We start from the raw sequence: 22653 nt of genomic DNA, 5'->3' as shown, positions 1-22653 counted from the left end.
ATCCACTAAAACGGTCGTTTGACCCTTAGGCGTTACGACACCGTAACCAAGCCGAACCAGTTGGACTCGCTGGAAGGCGAGTTCGGCATTCACCAGAATGCTGATATTCATCCATGAGATACTGTTGTTCAGGGCACGACGCGGGTGACCACCCGACGACACAGCAGCCCACAGACGATGACAGTAAATCCACGGGAGTACGACGCGTCCGAACTGCGGGAGTTGGCCGGTGCAGAGCCGGTCGACGACCAGCCGTCGCGAGCAACGGGGTCGGCGCGCAAGCCGGACGACTCGGTTCGCGACGAGCAGTTCCGCCAGCTGCTCGCGCTCCAGTCAGAACGTCAGCAACTCGACCAGCTTTCGCGACCGTTTCTCTCGGCGCTTCCGGAGTCGACGCTCGCCGATGGACTTCGTGACGAGTGGCTGGATTTTCTCGTCCGCGTTGGTGGACACGACCGAACGAAACAGGCGGTCGCCTACTACCGACAGCTCCGGTGGATCACACACAGTGTCGAATCCGACCTCGTTGGATCGGTCGACCGATTCGCCGAGCCGACACACGACCGATCGTTTACTGCTGGCGACCATCGTCTGAGTTTGCTGTACGTCGCAACACTGGCCTCACTTGCGTGACCCATCTCACTACCTAATCATGGCAGACGAAACCGAAGACGGCGCGTTTGACGGCACGAGCGACGCACGCGAAACAACCCCCGTGGGGGTCAAACTCGGCAGCACACGAACGGTACTCCAGTATCCGAAAAACGGCGAGGTCGAAACCGTCCGGACACTCACCTGTCTGGCGACCTACAAGGACGCACTTACCGGCGAGGAAAAGGTGCTGTACGGCGAACAGGCCGCTCAGGAGTACCCCGATACCGTCGAGTTCATGCTCCGGTCCGGCCTTCCTGAAGACGAAGACCGCGCGGCACTGGCAGCGAAGTTCTTCACCGAACTCGTTCGCGCACAAGACATTCCCGAAGACAGCGTTGTCGTGTACGCGATTCCGACGATCGACAACGACGAGGGGCTCGAAAACCTCACTGAAGTCATCGAGAACAGCCCAATCGGCAAACAGCTCGTCCGAAGCTTCCCCGAGTCGCTCTGCGGCGCAGTGCCAGCGATGGGCGACGGGCTCGAAGCGATCGATGAGGTGTTCATCGCAGTCAACATGGGCTCGACGAACCTCGAAGCCTGTGCCTACCGCCACGCCGAACAGCTCGAACCGTTTTCGACCGGCGCGGTCACCGGCGGCGAGGTCGACCGCCGGATCGCCAACGCGGTCGAAGAAGAGACTCAGGGCCGGGTCAACATCGACCTGACCACCGCGCGCGAATATAAAGAAAACCACGGCGACTTCGTCGACTTCGAACCGTTCACCGACGTCATTCAGCAGCCCGGCGGCGGCTCCCACGAGTTCACGATCACGCGCAGTGTGATGGAACCGCTCAACGAGTACGTCGACGAGGCGGTCGACGAGATCGCCAACAACTTCCTCTCGGAGTTGGCCAACACCCACATGAAACCATACCAGATCGCCCTCGGCAAGCCGATTGCACTGACGGGCGGGATGGCCTGTATCCCAGGTATTGAGGACGTTTTCGAGGAGCGACTCTCCGAAGAACTCGACCGCGACATCACCGTCGTCGCGGCCGATCGACCGGACCTCGCCGCGGCCCAGGGCGCACAGCGGATCGCCCAGCGACTCGCCGAGAACCTGTAATCGGGATTCGCCTCCGAACTACCAGTCGACCGGTGACACCGGTGTTACTTTTATTTTAAACGTGTAGGCTCCCAACGGCCTGTATGTCAGACTTTCCGCTTGAACACGTCCATGTCGAACCCGAAACACCGACCGATGGGCCAGCGCCCGCAGTCTTCGTTCTTCACGGCCGTGGGGCGAACGAGCAGGATCTGCTGCCGATTGCCAAGGAGCTTCCCGATGAGTACCACATCGTGAGTCTCCGAGCACCCGACCGACTTCAGGGTGGGTTCACATGGTATGATCTCGATCTCTCGGCCGGCGGGCTCCACCAGAGCCAGCCCGACCCGGCGGATTTCGAGCGGAGTCTGGGACTGATCGTCGAGAGCGTCGGCGCCGCCGCCGAAGCCTACGATCTTGACGTCGACCGACTCGGACTGCTCGGCTTCAGTCAGGGCGCGATCACCAGCCTCTCGCTGCTGCTGGAATCGCCCGCCGACTTCGCGTGGGTCGTCGCCCTCCACGGCTATCTCCCCGAATCGCACCGTGAGCTCGACCCCGAGGAGATCGTCGACAAACCCGTCTTCGTCGCCGCCGGCAGTGCCGATCAGATTATCCCTGCGGCCAGATCCGAGGCCGCTGCTGAACGATTCAAAGAGCTGGGTGCAGCAGTCACGTACAACCTGTACGACGCACCCCACGGCGTGAGTCCTGGGGAACTCTCCGATCTGGTCGACTTTGTCGAACAACAGTAGCGACCGTCAGCTGTGACACTCGGAGCCAGCTATTCAGTACTGCTACGAACTGTATTTATACCGATTCTCTACGAAACGAAAGTGTGCCAACACAACCCTCCAATAGCCGAACTTGGCATACCGAAACCGCCCGCCGATGTTTGCTGTCTCCGAACACGATCTGCACACGAATTATTTGGACGTGTTTCTGGATGGCTGTCGTGTTTATTGTAGGTATGTCGTTCGGCTATCTGTTTTCCGAACCGAAAAACGGTGCCTCTGTCGGTATCTTCTTGAGCGGGATGTGTTTTATTTTCGCAATTGATAGACGATGGGGAAATTAGACGCCCGGCAGCGTATCTATATACCCCAGCGTCTCAATGGCGATCCAGCCGACGAACACCCCGTAACATCCCAAGAGGAACCAGGCCTCCCGGCGCGTGATCGAGAGGTCGATTCGCATCAGCGTAAACAGCAGGAGCGTTGCCAGCGTGAGCACGCCCATCATTGGGACGGCCAGCGCGAAGTCGACAGTCGTCGAACCGACCAACAGAACGCCGACCGGGAGCGCGACCAGCAGATCGAACGTATTGCTCCCGAGCACGTTTGACAAACTCACCTCGCCGTCACCGCGGGCGGCCGCCTTGACGCTCATGATCGCATCGGGGAGGCTCGTTCCGGCGGCGATGACGACCAATCCCCAGATGAAATCAGGCGAGTTGAACAGCTCACCGAAGCCGAGTGCAGCCCGAATCAGCCCCTCGACCGCGACTACGATCAACACCAGCCCGCCACCCAGCCGGAGCCATTCGCGGCCGATATCGATCGACGCAGGGGCCACCGGAGAATCGTAGTCGCTGATGTCTTGATACTGGATAAATAGATACAGTCCGTACACCCCGAGCGGAATGAGCGCGAGCGGTCGACCGATAATCGAGACAGTCTGTGAACCGCTGGTGTTGTAAATCGCCCCGAACGAAAAGGTGAGCAACAGCACGACGATAGAAAGCATGTAAAACTGGGCTTCTTTATAAACGACCGCTCGGTTGATCCGGAGTGGACTCCGGCCCAGCGCACTGACTCCCGGGATCACGAGTATGTTGAAGATGGCCGAGCCGACGATGGTCCCGACGCCGAGATCGAAGGTGTCGTGGAGCAACACCCCGAGAACGACGCTGGCGAGTTCGGGAAAGCTCGATCCGACAGCGACGATCACTGCGCCTTGAACCACCGCGGGCAGCCCGTAGTAGAGCGCGAGCCGCTGGCTGGCGACATCCAGTAGCTCGCTTCCCTTCCAGACAACTGCCGTCGAGACGATTGTCAGGACGAGCAGCGTAATCGCTGACACGCTCGCGAATGGTCGACCAGCCGTAGTAAGCCCCTCGGTTGTGGCCCCGGGTCGACTCGCTGGCTGGGTTCCGGCTCTCTGTTCAGCTTTCGGCAGGTTGAAGCGCGTCGACCTCGAAAACAATATATGAGCGTCGAAACCGCATCACTCGAAGATCTGGGCCGAGAACTGGGCGAACGGATCGCCAACAGCCCCGAACACGAGGCGTTCACCGAGGCCAACGAGGCCGTCCAGAACGATGCCGAAGCCCAGGAGCTGATCCGAGAGTTCGAACAGCTCCGTCACGAGTTTCTGGTCGACCGCGAGGCCGGTCGTGCCGACCGCAAGTCGATGATGGCTGTCCAAAAGGCCCAGCGTGAACTCCACGAACTCCCAGTGATGGCTGAGTATCTCGACGCCCAAGACGCGCTCGCCGACCGCCTCGAAGCGGTCAACGAGGCGATTTCGAACGAGATCGCCGTCGACTTCGGCGGCGAGGCTGGCGGCTGCTGTCAGGACTGATCACTGGTCGAATTTTCTGATCGACACGTAGCTTTAGATACGAAACCGCCAGCAGCGCCGGTATGGATCTCGTTGTTTCGACGCCTGGTGTCTCGACCGACCGGCTTCGCGCTGACCTTGAGACGGCCCATCGCTCTGGGCTGCTCGTTATTAGCGCTGCCACACGGTGTGGAGTGGCATCCATCGACCCGTTAGCAGCCGACCGGCTTCGCGTGGCAGTTGTTCCCTGCGCGGTCTCGCTGCATGCAGCGACCCGGTTCGGTCAGCGGCTCTCGGAAACGGGTCAGTCGGTCGACTCCCTACTTGTCTCCCGAACGCTCTCGGACCTGACGGTGTATCGACAGCTTGCCGAGCGTTTCGACTGTCCAATCACCGTTCTCCCAACCGGGGACTCTAACCCTCGGCCCCTATCTGAAATCGATCGATCCCGAACCTTGCTATCAGAATAGATAATTGTAGGGGTACTGTTAACCCGAGACGGTCGAACCGATACGTGATGAGCCGACGCCTCTCGACGGGAATCGACGTTCTCGATCGCCAGCTCGACGGGGGGATCCCGACCGGGAGCATCGTGCTGTTTTCGGCCGATCCAGCCAGTCAGTCGGAACTGCTGTTGTACGAGGTGACTGCGGTTCGAATGACGCTGTATCTGACGACGATCCGGTCGGATCAGGCTGTCCAAGACGCGATCGATCGGACGAGTCAGTACACTCGTGTCGGCGAACCGACGATCCGGGATATCGGCGTCGAAGCGCCGCTCGATCAGGGCAACAAGCTCCTCGGAACGCTCGCGACCGAGTCGACACTGATAATCGACACGCTCGATCCGCTCGAACGCCAGGATCCGAGTCGGTACCGCTACTTTCTCAACCAGTTGCAAACGCAGATGCAAAACACCGAAAGCATCGCAATCCTCCATGCGATGGACGGCCGGTCGGTGCCAGCGCTCCGCGATGTAACAGAGCATATGGCCGACATCGTGTTTCATCTGTCGACCGATATCCAGGGCTCCGAAATCGTCAACCGGCTTTCGGTTCCGAAGTTCCGTGGCGGCCGGGCGCTCGACGAGACAATCAAGCTCAAGCTTTCGAGCGGGGTCTCGATCGATACTAGCCGGGATATCGCCTGAGTATGTCGATGTTCTGATTAATATGTTCAAAAGGATTTATGCGCTTCGTGACCGAACCAGTTGGTAATGAATAAAATCAGTCTGCTTTTGTTGCTTCTTGTCGCGCTGGCAGTGGCGGGTGTCGTTGGCATGCTCGTGTTGGCTCCTGAAGGGATGATTGAGAACCCGCCCGGGAGCATCGTCGTCCGGTCGGGACTCGGCCTGTAACGAGACGCGATGTCGCTCGTGGTCTCGATTCTTGGACCCCTCCAGATCCCACCGATTACACCAGCGATGCTGGTGGTTTTCGTAGTTATCGGCTTCGCGCTCGTCCTGTTCGTTACCGAACCGGTGCCGATCGACCTCACTGCGATCGGTCTGATCGTCATTTTGGTGGTTCTGGAGCCCTGGACGACGATTTCGGTCGACGACGGGCTCTCGGGCTTTGCGAGTTCGGCGACGATCACCGTGTTGGCGATGTTCATGCTGAGCGAAGGCATTCGCCGAACTGGTGTGGTGAAGCTCATCGGCAATCGGGTCGTTGAATGGACCGCAGACAGTCCGACCAAACAGCTGGCGGCCGTCGTCGGCCTCTCGGGTGGCTCGGCTGGATTTATAAACAACACGCCGGTGGTCGCGGTGATGATCCCGATGGCGATCAACATCGCCAAGCAGACCCACACCTCGCCGTCCAAACTCCTCATGCCGATCTCGTTTGCGTCGATGATGGGCGGGACGCTCACCCTGATCGACACGTCGACCAACATTCTGGCGTCGGACGTCTGGGACCGGGTTGGTGGGCCAATCGCCGAGCCATTCTCAATGTTCGAGTTCACCGCGGTCGGGCTGATCGTTCTCGTTGTCGGTACTCTGTATTTGCTGACGATCGGGCGGTATCTCACGCCCGAACGAATCAAGCCCGAACTCGAACTCACTGAGGAGTTCGAGATGGCAGCCTACCTGACGAGGTGGTCGTTCGCCCCGACTCACCGCTCGTTGGACAAACGATCCGAAAGAGCCTCGAAACGCTGGCGGTCGACGTCGACATCGTTCACCTCGTTCGGGGTGGCGAGACGTTCGCCGAGCCGCTGGCCGGAAAAACCCTCCAGGTCGACGATATCCTTTTGATCCGGACCGACCGCGAAACGCTGGTTAGCCTGGTCGAAACCGAGGGTGTCGATCTGTTGCCGCAGACGACGTTCCATGACGAGGATTTCGAAACCGACACCGAAAATCGGCTGATCGAGGTCGTGGTGCTGCCGGGGACGACGCTCATCGGCGAGACGCTGGCCTCGCTGAACTTCCGACAGCGCTACGACGCGACTGTGTTGGCGATCCGTCGCGGGAGTGCGGTGATCCGCCAGCGGATGGACCACGCGCCGCTTCGCGGTGGCGACACGCTGTTGTTGGAGGCGACTGACCAGACCGTCGACCGACTGATCCGTAATCGGGCGTTTGTCGTGGCCCAAGATCCCGAAGAACCCGCGTATCGGCGGTCGAAAACCCCGATCGCGCTCGGTATCGTCGTCGCTGTCGTCGCCATTGCCGGCGCGGGTTGGCTGTCGATAGTCATCTCGGCGCTCGCTGGCGTGGTTGCGATGGTGCTTTCGGGTTGTCTCAAACCGACCGAGATCTACGACGCAGTCGACTGGAACGTGATCTTCCTGCTCGCGGGGGTGATTCCGCTCGGCATCGCCATGGAGCAAACCGGGGCGGCCGAGTGGCTCGCGACCGTGGTCGTCACTGCCAGCACGGAGTTCGCACCGCTGATCGTATTGGGGATCTTCTATCTACTGACGGCTGTACTGACGAATCTCATCAGCAATAACGCCAGCGTCGTCCTGTTGATTCCTGTCGCGTTCGATGTCGCCACGGCGATCGACTCCAACGCGTTCGCATTCGTCCTGGCAGTCACCTTCGCGGCGTCGACGGCGTTCGTGACGCCGGTCGGCTACCAGACGAACCTGATGGTGTACGGTCCCGGTGGCTACCGTTTTACCGACTTCTTCCGGGTCGGTGCACCCCTCCAACTCCTGTTGGCGGTCGTCACCACGCTCTCGATCGGGTGGCTGTACGGCCTCTGAGCGACCGATCGGGTGGCTGTACGGCCTCTGAGCGACCGATCGGGTGGCTTTACGGCCTCTGAGCGACCGATCGGGTGGCTGTACGGCCTCTTAGCCGCCGATCAGTGGCTGTATGGCCTGTGCTGCCGGTACTCAGCGTGATAACTAGACGGGAAGCTTGATACACCTGTCTCGTGAGATACATCCATGATGCAACGGGAGGGACGACTTCATCTTCTATATGTCGACCCCGAACCGGTCTACCAGCAGGAAGTACGCTCGGTGTTCGAACCTGAGTGGATGGTGACGACCGTCGACTCGGCGTCTGCGACGGCCGAAGCGCTTGACGACTCGTTCGACTGTGTCGTCAGTGCTGCCGAACTCCCCGATTCTGATGGCCTGGATCTGTTCGTCGATACCGTAGAGCCCAAACAGACTCCGTTCGTCCTGTTCGCTGCGACCGAGGATATCGATCTGTTGCGACGGGCGTTTCGTCTCGGCGTCACCGACGTTATTTATAAACGGCGCTCGCCTGACTGGGGTGACCGAGCCGACGCCGCTGGCAGATCGGGATCTCTCTCTTCGCAGCAGTCGACTGCGACGCCCGGAACAGCCGACGAGCGTCACCAATCGGCCTCGACGAGTGAGATCACCGATGGTATCGTCGGGCTTCGGAACCGCCTCAGTGCGCTCGATGCCAACCCGGGCGATCTCAACGGGATCACGCTCGCCGTTTCGCGGTCGTTGATGGGCGCGGCTCCGGACGAGGTCGACATGAAAACCGAGTGGGCGTTGCAGTCGTTGGCCGACGAGATTGACGCCAGCCAGAGTCTGATCTACGAGTGTGACGACGAGATGGACACGCTCGAACTCATGCACGGCTGGAGCGCCGACAATCTCGCCGACACTGACTCCCATCGCCTCGCGTTCGATATCGGCGCTAAAGCGGTTTCGACCGACAGGTTCCCCGGCTTCGACTCACGGATCGCCCAGTTCGAAGCCGTCTGTGTCGACGTCACCCCCCTCGATAGCGTCCATTCTGCAGCGTCTCAATCCGGCGAAAGCCCGAATCCACAGCCTGTCTCGGTCGACACCGTGGACACCGAAGGAGCGGTCGACGAACTGGATATGGCGGCGACAGTGGGGACGATGCTCGCCTTACCGATCGTCATCGAGTGGCAACTGGCCGGAACGATCGTGATCACGGTCGATCAGCCGCGCGAGTGGGACGAGAACGTCCGCCAGCGCCTCCAGGCGATCGGCGAACTCGTCGGTCACATGGAACGTCGTCGTCGACAGCGTCACGCGCTCGAACGCCAGAACGAACAGCTCGAACAGTTCGCCTCGGTGATCAGCCACGACCTCCAGAACCCGCTCAACGTCATTTCGGGCTATCTCGACCTCGCTGTGGAGACTGGCGATATCGATCAGCTCGACCCCGCGATCTCGGCGGCCGACCGAATGTCGGAGATGCTCGACGACCTGTTGACGCTCGCCCGAGAGGGACGGACGGTCGGCGAGACGATCAAGGTCGAACTCGAAGCAATCGTCACCGAGGCCTGGAACAGTGTTGAAACCTACGACGCCACACTTGAACTCGTCGGCTGCGAGTCGTTCGACCCGATCGAGGCCGACGATTCGCGGCTCACCGAGGCGTTCGAGAATCTATTTAAAAATGCGGTCGTCCACGCTGGCAAAGACGTCGACATTCGTGTCGAAGCCGACGGCGGGACCGTGATCGTCGCTGACGATGGACCGGGGATCCCGGAAGAAAAGCGGTCGACCGTCTTCGAACACGGCTACACCGGTGGCAACGGGACGGGACTGGGGCTCTCGATTATCCAGTCGATTATCGAAGCCCACGACTGGGAGATCTCGGTGACTGAAAGCGCCCAGGGCGGCGCACGGTTCGAGATTGATCTCGACCGGTAGTTCGAGCCGATTTCCTCGGCTGCTCGGGGCCTAGTGGAGTTTGAGTTCGACCCGTCGACCGTCGGGGTCACGCACGTAGACCGCCCAGTCGCGGCCGTAGGCCCCATACCGTTTGTACGGTTCGCCGTCTTCGACGTCGACGCCAGCGGCCCGTAGCTCGTCGATCAGCGACTCGATTTCGGCGGCGGTCTCCATCGTTTCGGAGCGAACTAACAGACAGATGTGCTCGCCACCCACGTCAATCGGTTCGTTGGTCGGGACGAGATGGATGTGTCGACCACCCGCCACGACGGCGACGAACGGCACCTCGCCACGGTCGAACCGGTCGCGGTCCCGAACTGCCATTCCGAGAAGGCCGTGATAGAATTCAAGTGCTGCGTCGAGATCCGAAACGCGAATGGCGACGTGGTCGAAGTCGACGACATCGAGAGTCATACCTGCTGTTTGTATGGGGGATGCAAAAACGGTCGTCATCGCGGAGGAACTCTAAAAGCGGTCGTTATGTATCTACTCAGTACTGGTCGACTGGTTCTGTCTCAACGGGGGTGTGGTTTGGTTCGAGCAGTTCTTTGGTCCGTCGGTGACGGTAGCGGAACATCGGTTCGAATCCGACGACTGCGGCCGAATCGACCTGCTCGCCGAGCGGACCACGCATCGGGAGTTCGTACTCGATCGAGTCGATCAGCACGGTTTCGTTGCCGTCACCGTAGAACTCGTGGGTATGAATCCAGAGATTGAACGGGCCGCCGAGCATGTCGTCACGAAACATCCGGTAGCCCTCGCCCTCGCGGCGGTCGGTGATTCGCGATATCCACCGGCTTTCGGGGAGCACACCAAACGGTTTGGATCGCATCGATATCTCGGTGCCCTCGACGAGTTCGTCGGGGTCACTCACGCCGTCGGGCCCCCGAACCGACGAGACGGTCAGGCCCATCCAGTCGGGGGTGAGCGCTTCGAGCCCATCGGTCGACGAATAGAACTCCCAGACCGCCGCAAGCGGTGCCCGGACTCTGGTTCGACGTCGGTAAGTAGCCATACCAACCCTACGGGCGCGAGCAGGAAAAAGGCGCGGCGAACGGCTATATCGTAAACCGCTCGACCGCCGTTGCTGCAGTCCGCAGATTGGTGTCGCTGGCCGCCGCAACCGTCACCGGCACCTCGCCGTGGCTGATCGGGATTCGCAGCTCGAATTTCCCGTCGACATCTGTTTCGATAACCGTCTCGTCGGTCACCTTGACAGCGACAAGGTCGCCGTCAGTCTCTCCGGTAACCTGAAGATCGTTGTCGACGATCCGCGTTTCAACCCTGAGCGTCGGCTGTGGGCCGCGCTGTTCGCGGAGATAGCGGTCGCCGACTGCGGTGGGTTGTTCGACTGGTTCGCCCGCATCGATACCGTGAGCCAGCCGGATGAACTGGGCCATACTCCAGGCGAGCGGGGTCGCCGCTCCGGTCCCCTCGCCGATATCCCAGTTGTAGTCGTTTTCGATATGGCGATCCCAGACCTGCTCGGCGATCATCCGGCCACTGTTGGCGAAGCCGGCCATCGTTTCGAGCATCGACTGCGGCGCGAGCGGCCCCTCGTCGGTACCAGCGAGCAGTTCGTACTCGCCGCGCTCGCCGGTGAAGATGGGCCACAGGCGACCCTTACCCTTTGTTGCGACCGACCACGGTGCGCCTTCGGCCTCCTCGCCACGTTCGCCGTAACCGTCGCCGTTGTAGCGGTAGAACGCTGGCCCTTGGGGGGTGTCGACCCGGATCGTCTCGTCGACTTCGACAAGCGAGTTCAGGATAACCTCGTCGTCGTACGATTTGATTCCCAGCCGAGTGAGTTCGAGGAAGCCACCGTCGATGATCTCGCGTTCGTCGAGCGTCGGCCCCGCGTTCGCGAGCGTCCGCAGGTGACCCGCCTCGGGGTTGCCGTCGCGCGTCACGCGAACGTAGTACGGCGTGTGGGTATGGAGTTCGGTCCCCGTCTCTGTCGCACACCACTCGTCGACGCGGTCGGCCCACTCGTCGGCGAGCGCGAGCCACGCCAGCGCGTCGCCCTGGTTGTCCTCGTCGATCGCCAGATCGGCCGCCGACACGAGGCCCGCGATCTCGGCAGCGATCGACGACGGCGAGTAGCCAGCCTCTTCCTCCCATCGCTCCTGGGCGGTCGCCGGGCCGTTGCGAGCGACGTAGTCGGCCGACCGTTTGACGTTTATATAATCGTAGCCGACGTCTTCGAACGCGACGCCGCGTTCGGCCAGCTGGTAGGCCATGATTAGCGGGAACGAGATGTTGTCGATCTGCTCGCCACCCCACCGGGTGAGCCCGTTGACGTACGTGTTCTGCGGGATGAATCCCTCGTCGTCCTGCTGGTACTGGAAGATGTACTGCAGGGCGTCGGTCGCCGTTTTCAGGTCGTCGACCGCCTCGAAGACCGTAAAGACCTGATACAGGTCCCGCGACCAGACGAAGTTGTAGCCGTAGCCTTTGGGCTCGTCGGCGGTGACCGCTTCGCCCCACGGCACCGACGGTGAGGCGATCCCCGCACCCATGTACGTTTTGTCCTCGACGGCGCGCAGTGCCATCAGACAGCTTTTGTACTGCGCCAGCAGGTCGTCGTTGTGCGCAACCGAGTCGGGGACGGGCTTGTCGGCCAAAAAGGTCTCCCACGTCTCGGCGTACGCCGACCGGATGGACTCGTAGCCACGAGCCAGCGCGCCTTCGGCCTCACCGAGCGCGGCGGCGGTGTCGGCGTTCTCACCGAACCCGATAGCGACCGTTTCATCAACGTCGCCGGTGCCGATTCGGCCCGCCAACACGATGTTGTCGTTGTCGAGACGGTCGTTTGGAACCGGTCGTTTCCCGGTCGAAAACAACTCCGAGAGGTGGTCGGAGCCAGCCGTACCGACGGTCGCCCAGTCGAACCGAGACGAGGTGGTCATCGCCGCGGCCACACTGTAGATATCGCCGTTCTCGTCGGTCAACAGCGGCTCGGAGCCGGTGTCGTACGCCTCGGCGTCACGGGCGGCCAGATGGTAGTTGCCGCTTTCGCCGAGCCGGTAGCCACGGTCCTGGGTGCCGGTGTTGGTCAGTGCGATGTCGGCCATCGCGTACACGTCGTACTCGTTGCTGTCGGCCGCCTCGAAGTCGACGTTTGCGACGATCGCATCGTGTTTCGGATCGATCGCGTACTCGACAGTGAGCGTCCACTCGTGGCCGCGGCCGTCGCCGCGTTCGCTGATGACGTGCCGGAACAACAGGGCGTTGTCGTCTGTCGGTTCGACGCGCCGCTCTATGGTGTCGGTATCGTCGTCGATCCGCGTTTCGTTGTGGGTTCTGGCCGTGTAGGTCGACTTCTCGTCGGTGTCGGCGACCAGGAAGTCGACGGTCCGCAGGTTCATCAGGTCGACCCGCGGGAACCGGACTTCGGTCAGCGCGCCCTCAGTGAGTGTGAACCAGACTTTCGAGGCCTCGGACGCGCCGTGGTCAGCGACTGTACCGACGCCGTACTTCTCGCCGGTCGTCCACCGTGGTCGACTTTCCGGACCTGTCGGCGCGGGTGTCGAGCCCGGTAAGGCGTTTTGTTCTCGAAGCGTGGCGGTTGCTCGAAGCCTGAGGGCGTGCGACCAGCCCAGGGGCGATGCACCGTCGAGGCTGCCGTCGTCGAACACCTGCTCGGAGAGATAGCCCGCCTCGCTGGCCAGCGGGCCGTCGGGGAGCAGTAACGCGTAGAGGGTTTCGGCGATCTCGAAGAACGCTTCGGCGTCGTCGTCCCGGCCCGCCTCGGAGAGTAGTACACCGAGATCGGCGGCGGCGTTCGCACCCCACGCCGTCGAGACGCTCCAGATCTTCTCGCCAGCCTGGCCGCCAGAGCGCCACGTGTCGCCTTCGAAGCGTGCGAGCCCCGCAACAGGCGTTTCCTCGGGATCGCGGTAGAGCGCCTCGAACACGGCGTCGACGTGGTCGCTGAGTCGGTCGAGCTGCGCCGAGTCGACCTCGGCAATCTGGCTGTAGCAAACGAACGCGTCGACCACCGCGAACGTCGCCGAATCGATTCGGGTGTCGATCTTACCGCTTTTGTTGAGGCGAATGCCGTAGGCGTCGCGGTCGTCGTTCCAGAGCTGCTCGAACCCCTTGATGACCGTTTCGGCCTGATTGCGGGCGTGATTTGCCAGCGCTTGGTCGACCGGTGCGGCCGCCACCATCGCATAAGCGGTTAGATAGGTGGCTGCGGTGTGCGTAAAGCGACCGTCCATGTTCTCCCAGAGGTTCTGACACCGACCGGGAAGCCCGTCGTCTTCGAGCGTTTCGTCGAGCACTTCCAGCCCGTTGTGGATCGTTTCCCGCATCGATCCACTGAGTTCGTCCGAGAGGCGTTCGCCGCGTTCGGACAAGAGCCTCGCGAGGAAGGCGACTGCGCTGGCGGTCTGGTCGGCCTGATACTCGGTGTTGCCAGCGCCTTCGACGCGGCCGTGTGCCCACCCCGGCGCGAGCGAGCCGTCGACGGCCCACGCCCGGTGGGCCCACGAGCCGTCGTCCTGTTGGGTCTCACAGAAGAACTCGGCAGTCGCCTCGATGTCTTCCTGAAGCCCGAGATCGAGCAGCTGGTCCGCATCGAGCAGGTTCCGGCCGGTTTCGGCCTCGTCGCGGAACCAGGTGTAGCCGTAGCCGCCCGAGTGACTGTAGAACGGATCGAACTCAGGGGCGGCGATGTGGGCGCCGGTCGGTGCGGTGAGCAACGAGAGCGCACGGAGATCGGATCGGACGACCCGGCCGTTGGGTGCTGACTCCGGCACCGAGACGGTCGCCCGTTCGCGGCCCGCCTCGCGAATGTCGTCGGCGGTTTGGTGGGCCTCCGCACACCGGCGGATGTCGGCGAGCGCTGCCTCACGGTCGAGGGTGTCGTGGTCCGACAGCTGGGTAACGAGTGTTGTTCGGGCTGCCCGGCCGCTCTGTTTGAGCGGCGCGTTGACGACGACATCGCCGCTTAGATGGGTGTCCTCAAAGCGGTCGATGACTGCATCCCGTGGGAAGTCGTAGGCTTCCTGCGAGAGCATCTCTTCGAAGCGTTCGGGGATCTGGCCTCGAACATCGGTTATGCCGTTCGACGCGGTCACGTAGTCGTGTTCCGATCGATGAAACACTTCGACCGTCTTGGTGTCGTCGGGGCCGACGTTCTCGTGAATGAGTCGACCGACCTGTGTTTCTCTGCCTTCGGGTGCAAACGTTAGAAAGGCCGTTAGCTCGGCATCTGCGGGAATCGTCCCGCGGAGTTCGACGTGGGTGAGGTGGGCCCGTCCCAGCGTGAGATCGTACTGGTGGACGGTGAACCCACGGGCGTCGTACTCGGTTTCGACCACGTTCGTCTCGCGGTAGTAGTGCTGTCTGACCGTCGAAAACTCGTCAAACCACCGTGCGCCCTCGGCGGTTTCGATGCCAAGCCGTGATCTGTCAATGCCGTAAAGCCCGGAGAGTGCCGACGAATAGTCGCGAAGACTGCCTTCGGGATCGACGTAGACGAGTCGATCGCCGTGAGCCGAAAACGCACCATCAGTGGTCCGACACTCCTCGGCGAAGCGTCGACCACGATCGCGTTTGAACTCGTTCAACGCTGTTCGAAGTCGCATGTACCTTCTGATTGGGCGTGTACAACAAAGTATTGGCGGCTCGACCTCGTCGAACCGGCGAAATCAGTCTAACAAACAGTGAACAACTTCACAACTTTAGCACCGGGATCGGCCCGGATCTACCACCCAATGATTGTAATTAATTGGGCAGTTTCGGTCTGAGTTCTGTTAATTAGTACTTCCCAAATACATAAGACCAAAGTGACAGAGAGTACTGATAGAGATATGGACCATCCTGGACCTCCGCAGTTCGTTGCGGTTGGAGATCGGCTACAGCTCGCCCCGCGAGATCCCGATCCCGACGCCGACTACGAATGGACGATCAGTGAAGCACCGCTTGCGAGCGAGGCGACCGTGGGCGACGCGGCCGTCGAGTCGTTCGTGCCGGACGTTCCCGGCCGATACACGGCCACCCTCCGCACACCGACTGACCGATTCGACCTCTCGATACGCGTGTACCCGAGCGACCGTCGACCGACCGGCGAAGGCTCTGGAATGGTCGGTCGAAGCGGCTACAGCGGCCAGAGCGGCTACAGCGGCCAGAGCGGCTCGGCACGCGGATTCCAGAGCGGTCGTGTCAGCGGCTCGGGTTCCGGCTCGGGTGCACTGGGAGCCTCCAGCGGCGAAGGCGAAGGCCGACCGCGAATCCGCCTCGACGGCGAAATCGTCGACAACGAGGCAGTTGTCCGCGCGACCGTCACACCACATCCCGACTCGACACGCGATGCCGATGAACTCGACGTGGAGTTCCTGCTCGACGACCGCGACGGCGTCACCGAGAGCGACGTTACGATCGACGACCGTGAGGTTCGGATACCGCTCGACGTCATCGGCGAGCAGGTCCGCGTCCACGCGGTGGCTATCGGCGAGAGCTACAGTGTGGCCGACGTGGTCAGCGTCGATCGACTCGGAACCACCGAGCTTCAAACCGACGGCGGCGTGACAACTCGCGGCGAGTTCGGCGTCCACCGGCTCAACGACCCGCCCGAGTGGGGAACCGACGTTACGCTGTACGAAATCTACGTCCGCGGCTACGCGGCCGACGACCAAGAGGCCGAAACCACGTTCGAGGCGCTCGAAAAACGCCTCGACTATCTCGAAGAACTCGGCGTCGACTGTCTGTGGTTGACGCCCGTGCTCCAACACGACGGCGCCCCGCACGGCTACAATATCACGGATTTCTTCTCGATCGCCGACGATCTCGGGGATCGCGAGGATTACGAATCGTTCGTCGACGCGGCCCACGATCGCGGAATGTCGATCCTGTTCGATCTCGTGCTTAATCACTCGGCGCGCGACCATCCCTACTTCCAGGACGCCTACCAGAACCCCGACTCCGAGTACTACGACTGGTACGAATGGCAGGACAATGGCGAGCCGGGCACCTACTTTGGCTGGGAGTTCATCGCCAACTTCGACTTTGCGAACCTGGAAGTCCGTCGACACCTGCTTGACGCGCTCGACACGTGGGCCGAGGTCGCCGACGGCTTCCGGTGTGATATGGCGTGGGCGGTTCCGCCGACGTTCTGGAAGGAGATGCGCGAGCGACTCAAATCCAAGGACCCAGAATTCCTGCTGTTGGACGAGACGATCCCCTACATCGCCGACTTCCACGAGGGGATGTTCGACATTCACTTCGATACGACGCTCTACTTCACACTTCGACAGGTGGGGACGGGCAACCAGCACGCGGACGCGATCCTTGATGCGATCGAGGGCCGCAAGCGCTCGGGGTTCCCGGATCACGCAGCGTTCATGCTGTATCTCGAAAACCACGACGAGACGCGCTACATCGTCGACTGTGGCGACGAGGCAACGAAAGCCGCCGCGGGTGCGCTGTTCACCCTGCCAGGGATTCCGATGCTGTACGGTGGCCAGGAGTTGGGCCAGCGTGGTCGGCGCGACCATCTCGCGTGGGATCACGCGCGCGACGAGATCCGCGACCACTACGACGATCTGATCCATCTCCAAGACGAGCATCCGTCGCTCGGCTTCAACGGCGATCTCCAGCGCATTGAGTACGAGACCGACAGCCCCGAGTCGGTCGTCGCCTTTGGTCGTGAGAGTGAGGCCGGTGACTACGTCGTTATGCTGAACTTCAGCGGTGAGCCCGAGACCGTCGGAATCGAGAAAACGGTCGACGCGACCGATCTGGTCTCCGGCGAGTCGAAAGCCGCCGAAGACGGTCTGACCGTTGAAAACGTCGCGGTGTTCGAAGTCGACGAGTAACACCGGACCGGCCTCTATTTCGGGTCCATTGTCCGTTCTGTCCTTTTCGAACGCGGAGCGCCTGCTATCGATCACGGATTTCCATTATATTCATATATCCACGTATTAGTTTACTACAGTAGTAGTATCTAAATCGGATACGACAGCCCACAGTCCGACCATGACCATGCCACACCTCCGCAGCCGCCAGACTGCCAACCGACTCACTTGGCAGGCCGAGATCGAAGCCAACCACGCCCCCTTCACGGCCGCTCAGAAAATCGCCCCACTCCTCGGAGCCCATCCGCGCGACGATGGCTCTGTCGACGTCGGCTTCTGGACGCCAGCTATCGTCGACGCTGGCATCCCCGAATCCGACGTGTTTCTCGAAGTGTTCACGCCGACGGATGAGGTTGACCCCGCGGCCGACGAAGCGCGCGTGGCGTTCGCGCGCCACCGCGTCCCGCTGCGCCGCCAGGGCGAGTACCACTGGGGCGTCATCGAGGGGATGCAGGTCGGCACGCGCGAGCAACTTGGGTCGCTCTACCAACTCGTATACAGGAAGGACGGACGCGAGGTGCCGGGCCGCGAGGACAGCCTCGACCGCGACGGCTGGGGTGTGGTTCCCGATCCACTGGCGGATTCGGTTCCCTTCGGCGTCTACGCGCCCGCGGAGTGTTACGACACCGAGCGGCTCGATAGCGAGCGCGCCGACCGAGACTATTTCGAGGCGCTGGGGACTGATGACGAACGCGTTGCGACGAGTGAGCACCGTGGCTTGCCGCGAGTCGACCCCGCGGTCAGTATGCTCGAAATCCACCCCGGCACCGCCACCGAGTCAGGAAGCCTCGCGGGGCTGGCCCGCCGGTATCGAGAAATCGGTCGCAAACAGCGAGCAGGCCAGCAGCTGACGCCCGCCGAGCGCAACTTCGTCGGCTACGACGCGATTCAACTCATGCCCGTCGAGCCGCTGACCCAAAACTACGGCGAGCACCACTTCTGGGACCCCGAGACGTTCGACCGCAACGCCGAAGCCGACACCGTCGACGTTCGCGTCGAACGCCCAGACCTGATCAATTGGGGCTACGACATCGTCATTTCCGCCTTCTCGGCACCGAACCCTGCGGTGCTCGAAACGGGTCGACCGGACGAACTCGTCGACTTCATCGCCGCCTGCCACAACCTTCCAGAACCGATCAAGATCGTCTTCGACATCGCGCTGGGCCACGCCGACAACGGTGCGTTGCCACTGCTTGCCGACGAGTTTTTCGAGGGGCCGGGGATGTACGGCCAGCATCTCGACTACCAACAGCCCACCGTGCGGGCGATTTTGCTCGAACTCCAGCGCCGAAAAATTGATTTCGGGGCCGACGGGATCCGCGTCGACGGCGCGCAGGATTTCCGATACTACGACCCCGAGCGCGACGAAATGATCCACGACGACGAGTTTCTGGCACTGATGGACGCGATTACACAAGAGGTCGCAGGCACCGAGTACCGACCCTGGATGATCTACGAGGACGGTCGACCGTGGCCACAGGAGGACTGGGAACTCGCCTCAAGCTATCGGAGCTTGATCGAACAGCACCCACATTCCTTCCAGTGGTCGCCGGTTACCTTCGCCCACAATACGCCCGCCTTGCTCACCTTCTGGGCGACCAAATGGTGGCGCGTCCGCGAGGTCGCCGACTTCGGCAGCCAGTGGCTGACCGGCGTCGCCAACCACGACACGGTCCGGCGCGGAACACAGGTGGCGGTCGGCGATAGCTGGGACGCCCCACAGGAGAACCCCAACCTCGGGGATAGTTTGCCCGAAACACTTGATGCGGCCTACAACAACCCCGCCTCCTCCATGCTGTTCCACTGCATGCTGCCAGGGGTCCCGATGGACTTTCTCAACGCCAACATGCGCGGGCCGTGGGGATTTATTCGTGACACCGATGGGACGTGGAACGTCAAGGTCGTCGCCGAGGAGGCCTATTTCGTCGACTGGCAACTCACCGACGAAGAGTTCGCCGACGAGCGATTCTTTTCGCGACTCAAGGAACTCGGCTTCGAGACCAAGAGCGAACTCCGGGGATTCGTCCAGTCGCTGTTGAGCGCGGTCGACGCCACCGATTACGACCTCGATGAGATGGCGCTGCTCCTGTCGTCGATGGACACGCCGCTGGGCAGCGCGCTCACGTATACAGACCTCAAGGCGTTCGGACAGGCGTGGATGGCGGACGTCCACGAGTACGCCAACCTGAGCCACTGGGTCGACGACCAGGCTGACGACCGAACGGCGTTCGATCTGGCCGTCCGCTCGTTCCGCCACGAGCGGCCGTGGCTTCGTCGCGATGTCGGCGAAACGGGCGATCTCGAAACGTTCGACTATCGCCATCCCACCGAAGGGACCGTCCTCTACTACGGCCTGCGCGAGTCGCCTGCGGGCGACGAGCAACTGCTGTTCGCGGCGAACATGGAGGGCCAGACGGTCGACGTCTCGCCCGAAATTCTCGCCAACGAAATCCCAGACCTCCCAAACGATGGCTGGGAGGTCGCGCTGGCATCGCCGAGTGTCGACGCCGAAGTTGGCGAACCAGCGTCGACGATCGCGGTGGTCGACAGCGGGGCCGTCGTCTGGCAGCGTGAGCCCTAATCGGCCGCAGCCAGACCCGAGTGAGGGCTGCCACGGGGCTGATTCGCATACGCTGGACGAGCCGCGTTTTTCAAGTAGTCTGGCCCAATACAGATGAGTAACTGATGAGCGAGGACTTCTACGAGGCGCTGGGTGTCTCCCGCGACGCCTCGGAAGACGAGATCAAAAAGGCCTACCGGAAGAAGGCGGCCAAATATCACCCCGATGTGAGCGATGAGCCTGACGCCGAGGAGAAATTCAAGACGGTGGAAAAGGCCAAAGAGGTCCTTACCGACGACGAAAAGCGCCAGGCCTACGACCAGATGGGCCACGACCGCTTCGAGCAGGCCGAAAAGCGCGGGGGCTTCGACGGCGGTCCCGGTGGAGCGGGCGGGTTTGGTGGGGCTGGCGGCTTCGGCGGGGCAGGCGGCATGGGTGGCGTCGAGGACATCTTCGAGCAGTTCTTCGGCGGCGGTCGCAGTCGTGGCGGTGGCCGCGGCGGCCAGCGTCGAAACCAGCCTCGACAGGGTCGAAACCTCCGGACCTCGATGGAGATCACGCTCGAAGAGGCGTTTTCCGGCACTGAAAAGGAGTTCACGATCACACGACCCGAGAAATGCGATGAGTGTAACGGCAAGGGCCACCCGCCCGACGCGGACATCTCGACCTGTCGTGAGTGTGATGGTACAGGTCAAGTTACCCGCGTCCAGCAGACGCCGTTCGGGCGTGTCCAACAGAGCTCGACTTGTCGACGCTGTGGTGGCGACGGGGAGACGGCCGACACGACGTGCGGCACCTGTGGCGGCGACGGCATCGTCCAAAACGAGGTCACGCTTACGGTCGAGGTTCCGGCCGGAATCAAATCGGGTCAGACGCTCCGGATGGACGGCGAGGGCGCGCCCGGCGAGAACCGCGGGCCGAACGGTGATCTGCTGATCGACATCGAGATCGAACCGCATGACACCTTCGAGCGCGACGGCGACAACCTCCACTACAACCACGCCATCTCGTTCCCACAGGCGGTCTTCGGCGATACGGTCGAGATTCCAACCCTCGACGGGACGAAGAAGATGGACATCCCGGCAGGCACTCAAAGTGGCGAGCAGTTCCGCCTTCGCGGCGAGGGAATGCCACGGTTGCGCGGTCGACGCTCGGGACACCTGTTCGTGACCGTCCAAGTCGTCACGCCCGACTCGCTGAACAAAGACCAGCGTGAGGCCCTGGAGGCGTTCGCCGAGGCCGGTGGCGAGGAAGTCGACGTCTCGGAGGGCTTTTTCGAGAAAATCAAAAACAGCTTTTAACCACTCGGGGTTCTCCTCACTGACACTCTCATCGCAGCCGGACGCGAAATTCTCAGGTAGCGATATTCGTGCGCAATAGGGACGCTACCGCCTTATTTCACCGGAAGCGTGGTGTCTGTGTGGAATGGTCTCATACGCTAGGATCAGACAGGGTGTTTTTCACTGGCTGCGGCTAACAGCTCGTATGGACGCGGCTGTACTCGGTGATCTGTTGGCACGCGATGAGCGACGGAGCCAGCCCGCAATCTCGTGTCCCGCCGTCGACCGGGAGATGAGCTATCACGATTTCATTACGACCGCCTACAAGGCGGGCAACGTGCTTCGCTACTTGGGGCTCAGTACCGGCACGACGCTCGCGATTGACCCCACGCTTCGTCCGGAGCCGCTACTTGCCTTTTTCGGAGCGGCCCAACTTGGAGCCGCAACGACGTTCGAACCGACTGCGGAAGCACGGGTGCGGTTGGTCCCGGTCGACCACGAGGATAGTTATAAAGACGACCCCGGTCGGCTCGCGGTGTTTGGCGGTGGGCCCGAAGCCACCGCGACGACGCACTGGGAAAAGGCAGTCTGGAGCGAGAATCCCGCGTTTCCGCCGACGCAGGTCGCTCCCGAGTCGACAGTGCTCGTCGCTGGCGACGAGGAATACAGTCACCGCCGACTGCTCGGGATGGCCGAGCAGGTGGTCGACGAACTCTCGCTCGAACGGGGCTCACGCCTCGCGATTCGAACGCCGCTGTCACGACCTGAAACGATCGGCGGCGGGCTCGTTGCCGCGTTACTGGCTGGCGCGACAGCCGTATTTATACTTGATCCGTCGACCGATGTCGACGCCGACACAGCGATCGTGGTCGACGACGAGCAGTCGACGCCGGAGTCGAGCCGAGTTGTGGTCGACGAACTCATCGAGTAACCGTAAGATCAGTTAACCGATTTTACAAACAGACAAATACCGACCGCCTTAGCCGACAACTTTGAAAAACACCCAGCGAAGTCCGCCGAGCAGGACACCCGTAAGCACGAGCGTGATCAGGACGAACGCGACTGCGAGATCTCCAGGGAAGACGGGTGTCGCCCGGAGTCCGAAGCCGACGAGCGCAGCCAACACCCAGGCCCGGACGCCGAGCGGGATCGCCGCCTTCGCCGATTCGGCCGCGCCCGCCGAGTAGGCCCCGATCAGAACGGCTGCGACGACCCAGCCGATCAAGAACGGTGAAAACACGCCGACTGCGCGTTCCGGTGAGAAACTGGCGTGTTGGAACATTCCGATAGTCAGTACCCCGAGGATCGCGAGTAGATCCCCGACTGCGAGTGGGAGCGCGCCCGAGTCGACGCGCCCTTCGAGTGCGGACATGGTCGACCGTTCGACTGATAGGTAAAATCATCAGTGGTTCGACCGTACTTCCAAGTGAAGTGTGATTCTGAGTCAGTCGTTCGTGAATGAAAGCTGAGAAGTTATGCTCAAACTGTCGCAGTGCTGGTCAGCAGCACTGCTATCTCTCAGTTTTTTGGGAGAAAGGTGCG

Annotated in this window: 17 protein-coding genes and 1 pseudogene; 13 read left to right on the top strand and 5 right to left on the bottom strand. The window is 61.7% G+C overall.

The features are described 5' to 3' along the window. The first annotated feature begins 177 nt into the window (after positions 1–177). The 3 genes from O2S87_RS06975 (at position 178) to O2S87_RS06965 (ending at position 2457) form a co-directional block, all read left to right on the top strand. Positions 178–633: a FlaD/FlaE family flagellar protein gene (locus O2S87_RS06975; protein ID WP_475408080.1), complete on the top strand. Its 456-nt coding sequence runs from the start codon at positions 178–180 to the stop codon at positions 631–633. A gap of 19 nt (positions 634–652) precedes the next feature. Next, positions 653–1723, top strand: a complete 1071-nt coding sequence (locus tag O2S87_RS06970) for a hypothetical protein (protein ID WP_475408079.1) — start codon at positions 653–655, stop codon at positions 1721–1723. Between the two features lie 83 nt (positions 1724–1806). After that, positions 1807–2457: an alpha/beta hydrolase gene (locus O2S87_RS06965; RefSeq protein ID WP_475408078.1), complete on the top strand. Its 651-nt coding sequence runs from the start codon at positions 1807–1809 to the stop codon at positions 2455–2457. A gap of 319 nt (positions 2458–2776) precedes the next feature. Here O2S87_RS06965 and O2S87_RS06960 read toward each other — a convergent pair whose 3' ends face one another. Beyond that, positions 2777–3784 (bottom strand): sodium:calcium antiporter, encoded by a 1008-nt coding sequence (locus O2S87_RS06960; protein WP_475408077.1) that lies wholly within the window; start codon positions 3782–3784, stop codon positions 2777–2779. A 126-nt stretch (positions 3785–3910) separates the two neighbouring features. On the opposite strand from O2S87_RS06960, the gene O2S87_RS06955 reads away from it, so the two are divergent. The 6 genes and pseudogenes from O2S87_RS06955 to O2S87_RS06930 all read left to right on the top strand — a co-directional run bounded on the left by O2S87_RS06955 (position 3911) and on the right by O2S87_RS06930 (position 9388). Next, positions 3911–4285 (top strand): YlbF/YmcA family competence regulator, encoded by a 375-nt coding sequence (locus tag O2S87_RS06955; protein ID WP_475408076.1) that lies wholly within the window; start codon positions 3911–3913, stop codon positions 4283–4285. Between the two features lie 62 nt (positions 4286–4347). Further along, positions 4348–4734, top strand: coding sequence for a hypothetical protein (locus O2S87_RS06950; protein WP_475408075.1), 387 nt, complete (start codon positions 4348–4350; stop codon positions 4732–4734). Positions 4735–4781: 47 nt separating this feature from the next. Then, positions 4782–5414, top strand: coding sequence for an RAD55 family ATPase (locus O2S87_RS06945; RefSeq protein WP_475408074.1), 633 nt, complete (start codon positions 4782–4784; stop codon positions 5412–5414). A 66-nt stretch (positions 5415–5480) separates the two neighbouring features. Next, complete coding sequence (locus tag O2S87_RS06940; RefSeq protein ID WP_475408073.1) at positions 5481–5621, top strand: hypothetical protein; 141 nt, start codon at positions 5481–5483, stop codon at positions 5619–5621. A gap of 66 nt (positions 5622–5687) precedes the next feature. Continuing rightward, a pseudogene (locus tag O2S87_RS06935) lies at positions 5688–7477 on the top strand (SLC13 family permease). Between the two features lie 186 nt (positions 7478–7663). Next, complete coding sequence (locus O2S87_RS06930) at positions 7664–9388, top strand: ATP-binding response regulator (protein WP_475408072.1); 1725 nt, start codon at positions 7664–7666, stop codon at positions 9386–9388. A gap of 30 nt (positions 9389–9418) precedes the next feature. On the opposite strand, the gene O2S87_RS06925 is transcribed toward O2S87_RS06930, so the two are convergent. The 3 genes from O2S87_RS06925 to O2S87_RS06915 all read right to left on the bottom strand — a co-directional run bounded on the left by O2S87_RS06925 (position 9419) and on the right by O2S87_RS06915 (position 15003). Next, positions 9419–9823, bottom strand: a complete 405-nt coding sequence (locus O2S87_RS06925; RefSeq protein ID WP_475408071.1) for a VOC family protein — start codon at positions 9821–9823, stop codon at positions 9419–9421. Positions 9824–9899: 76 nt separating this feature from the next. Continuing rightward, on the bottom strand, positions 9900–10424 hold the full coding sequence (locus tag O2S87_RS06920; RefSeq protein ID WP_475408070.1) for an SRPBCC family protein: 525 nt from the start codon (positions 10422–10424) through the stop codon (positions 9900–9902). 43 nt (positions 10425–10467) lie between these two features. Further along, positions 10468–15003 carry a DUF7997 domain-containing protein gene (locus tag O2S87_RS06915; protein ID WP_475408069.1) on the bottom strand — a complete coding sequence of 1512 codons (4536 nt, stop codon included), beginning with the start codon at positions 15001–15003 and terminating at the stop codon, positions 10468–10470. 225 nt (positions 15004–15228) lie between these two features. On the opposite strand from O2S87_RS06915, the gene malA reads away from it, so the two are divergent. From malA to O2S87_RS06895, 4 genes are all read left to right on the top strand, one after another. Further along, on the top strand, positions 15229–17232 hold the full coding sequence (gene malA / locus O2S87_RS06910) for an alpha-amylase MalA (RefSeq protein ID WP_475408068.1): 2004 nt from the start codon (positions 15229–15231) through the stop codon (positions 17230–17232). A gap of 166 nt (positions 17233–17398) precedes the next feature. Next, on the top strand, positions 17399–19852 hold the full coding sequence (gghA, locus tag O2S87_RS06905) for a glucosylglycerol hydrolase (protein ID WP_475408117.1): 2454 nt from the start codon (positions 17399–17401) through the stop codon (positions 19850–19852). A gap of 104 nt (positions 19853–19956) precedes the next feature. Further along, positions 19957–21132, top strand: coding sequence for a molecular chaperone DnaJ (dnaJ, locus tag O2S87_RS06900; protein ID WP_475408067.1), 1176 nt, complete (start codon positions 19957–19959; stop codon positions 21130–21132). Positions 21133–21316: 184 nt separating this feature from the next. After that, the gene (locus O2S87_RS06895) at positions 21317–22042 is read left to right on the top strand and encodes a class I adenylate-forming enzyme family protein (protein WP_475408066.1); all 726 of its coding nucleotides are present in this window, start codon (positions 21317–21319) and stop codon (positions 22040–22042) included. 48 nt (positions 22043–22090) lie between these two features. Here the strand turns inward: O2S87_RS06895 and O2S87_RS06890 are convergent, their stop codons facing one another. Further along, a complete protein-coding gene (locus O2S87_RS06890) occupies positions 22091–22483 on the bottom strand; it encodes a DUF3054 domain-containing protein (protein ID WP_475408065.1) in 393 nt (130 codons plus the stop codon). Positions 22484–22653 lie beyond the last annotated feature (170 nt).

The organism is Halohasta sp. A2 (assembly GCF_056175805.1).
The sequence above is the reverse complement of the archived record's forward strand: the minus strand, read 5'-3'. Positions and strand labels throughout refer to the sequence as shown.

Coding starts and splice junctions, on each gene's coding strand:
- gghA (WP_475408117.1), top strand. CDS start 17,399: ATGCCACACCTCCGCAGCCGCCAGACTGCCAACCGACTCACTTGGCAG.
- O2S87_RS06955 (WP_475408076.1), top strand. CDS start 3,911: ATGAGCGTCGAAACCGCATCACTCGAAGATCTGGGCCGAGAACTGGGC.
- dnaJ (WP_475408067.1), top strand. CDS start 19,957: ATGAGCGAGGACTTCTACGAGGCGCTGGGTGTCTCCCGCGACGCCTCG.
- O2S87_RS06950 (WP_475408075.1), top strand. CDS start 4,348: ATGGATCTCGTTGTTTCGACGCCTGGTGTCTCGACCGACCGGCTTCGC.
- O2S87_RS06915 (WP_475408069.1), bottom strand. CDS start 15,003: ATGCGACTTCGAACAGCGTTGAACGAGTTCAAACGCGATCGTGGTCGA.
- O2S87_RS06970 (WP_475408079.1), top strand. CDS start 653: ATGGCAGACGAAACCGAAGACGGCGCGTTTGACGGCACGAGCGACGCA.
- malA (WP_475408068.1), top strand. CDS start 15,229: ATGGACCATCCTGGACCTCCGCAGTTCGTTGCGGTTGGAGATCGGCTA.
- O2S87_RS06975 (WP_475408080.1), top strand. CDS start 178: ATGACAGTAAATCCACGGGAGTACGACGCGTCCGAACTGCGGGAGTTG.
- O2S87_RS06895 (WP_475408066.1), top strand. CDS start 21,317: ATGGACGCGGCTGTACTCGGTGATCTGTTGGCACGCGATGAGCGACGG.
- O2S87_RS06925 (WP_475408071.1), bottom strand. CDS start 9,823: ATGACTCTCGATGTCGTCGACTTCGACCACGTCGCCATTCGCGTTTCG.
- O2S87_RS06940 (WP_475408073.1), top strand. CDS start 5,481: ATGAATAAAATCAGTCTGCTTTTGTTGCTTCTTGTCGCGCTGGCAGTG.
- O2S87_RS06945 (WP_475408074.1), top strand. CDS start 4,782: ATGAGCCGACGCCTCTCGACGGGAATCGACGTTCTCGATCGCCAGCTC.
- O2S87_RS06890 (WP_475408065.1), bottom strand. CDS start 22,483: ATGTCCGCACTCGAAGGGCGCGTCGACTCGGGCGCGCTCCCACTCGCA.
- O2S87_RS06930 (WP_475408072.1), top strand. CDS start 7,664: ATGATGCAACGGGAGGGACGACTTCATCTTCTATATGTCGACCCCGAA.
- O2S87_RS06965 (WP_475408078.1), top strand. CDS start 1,807: ATGTCAGACTTTCCGCTTGAACACGTCCATGTCGAACCCGAAACACCG.
- O2S87_RS06920 (WP_475408070.1), bottom strand. CDS start 10,424: ATGGCTACTTACCGACGTCGAACCAGAGTCCGGGCACCGCTTGCGGCG.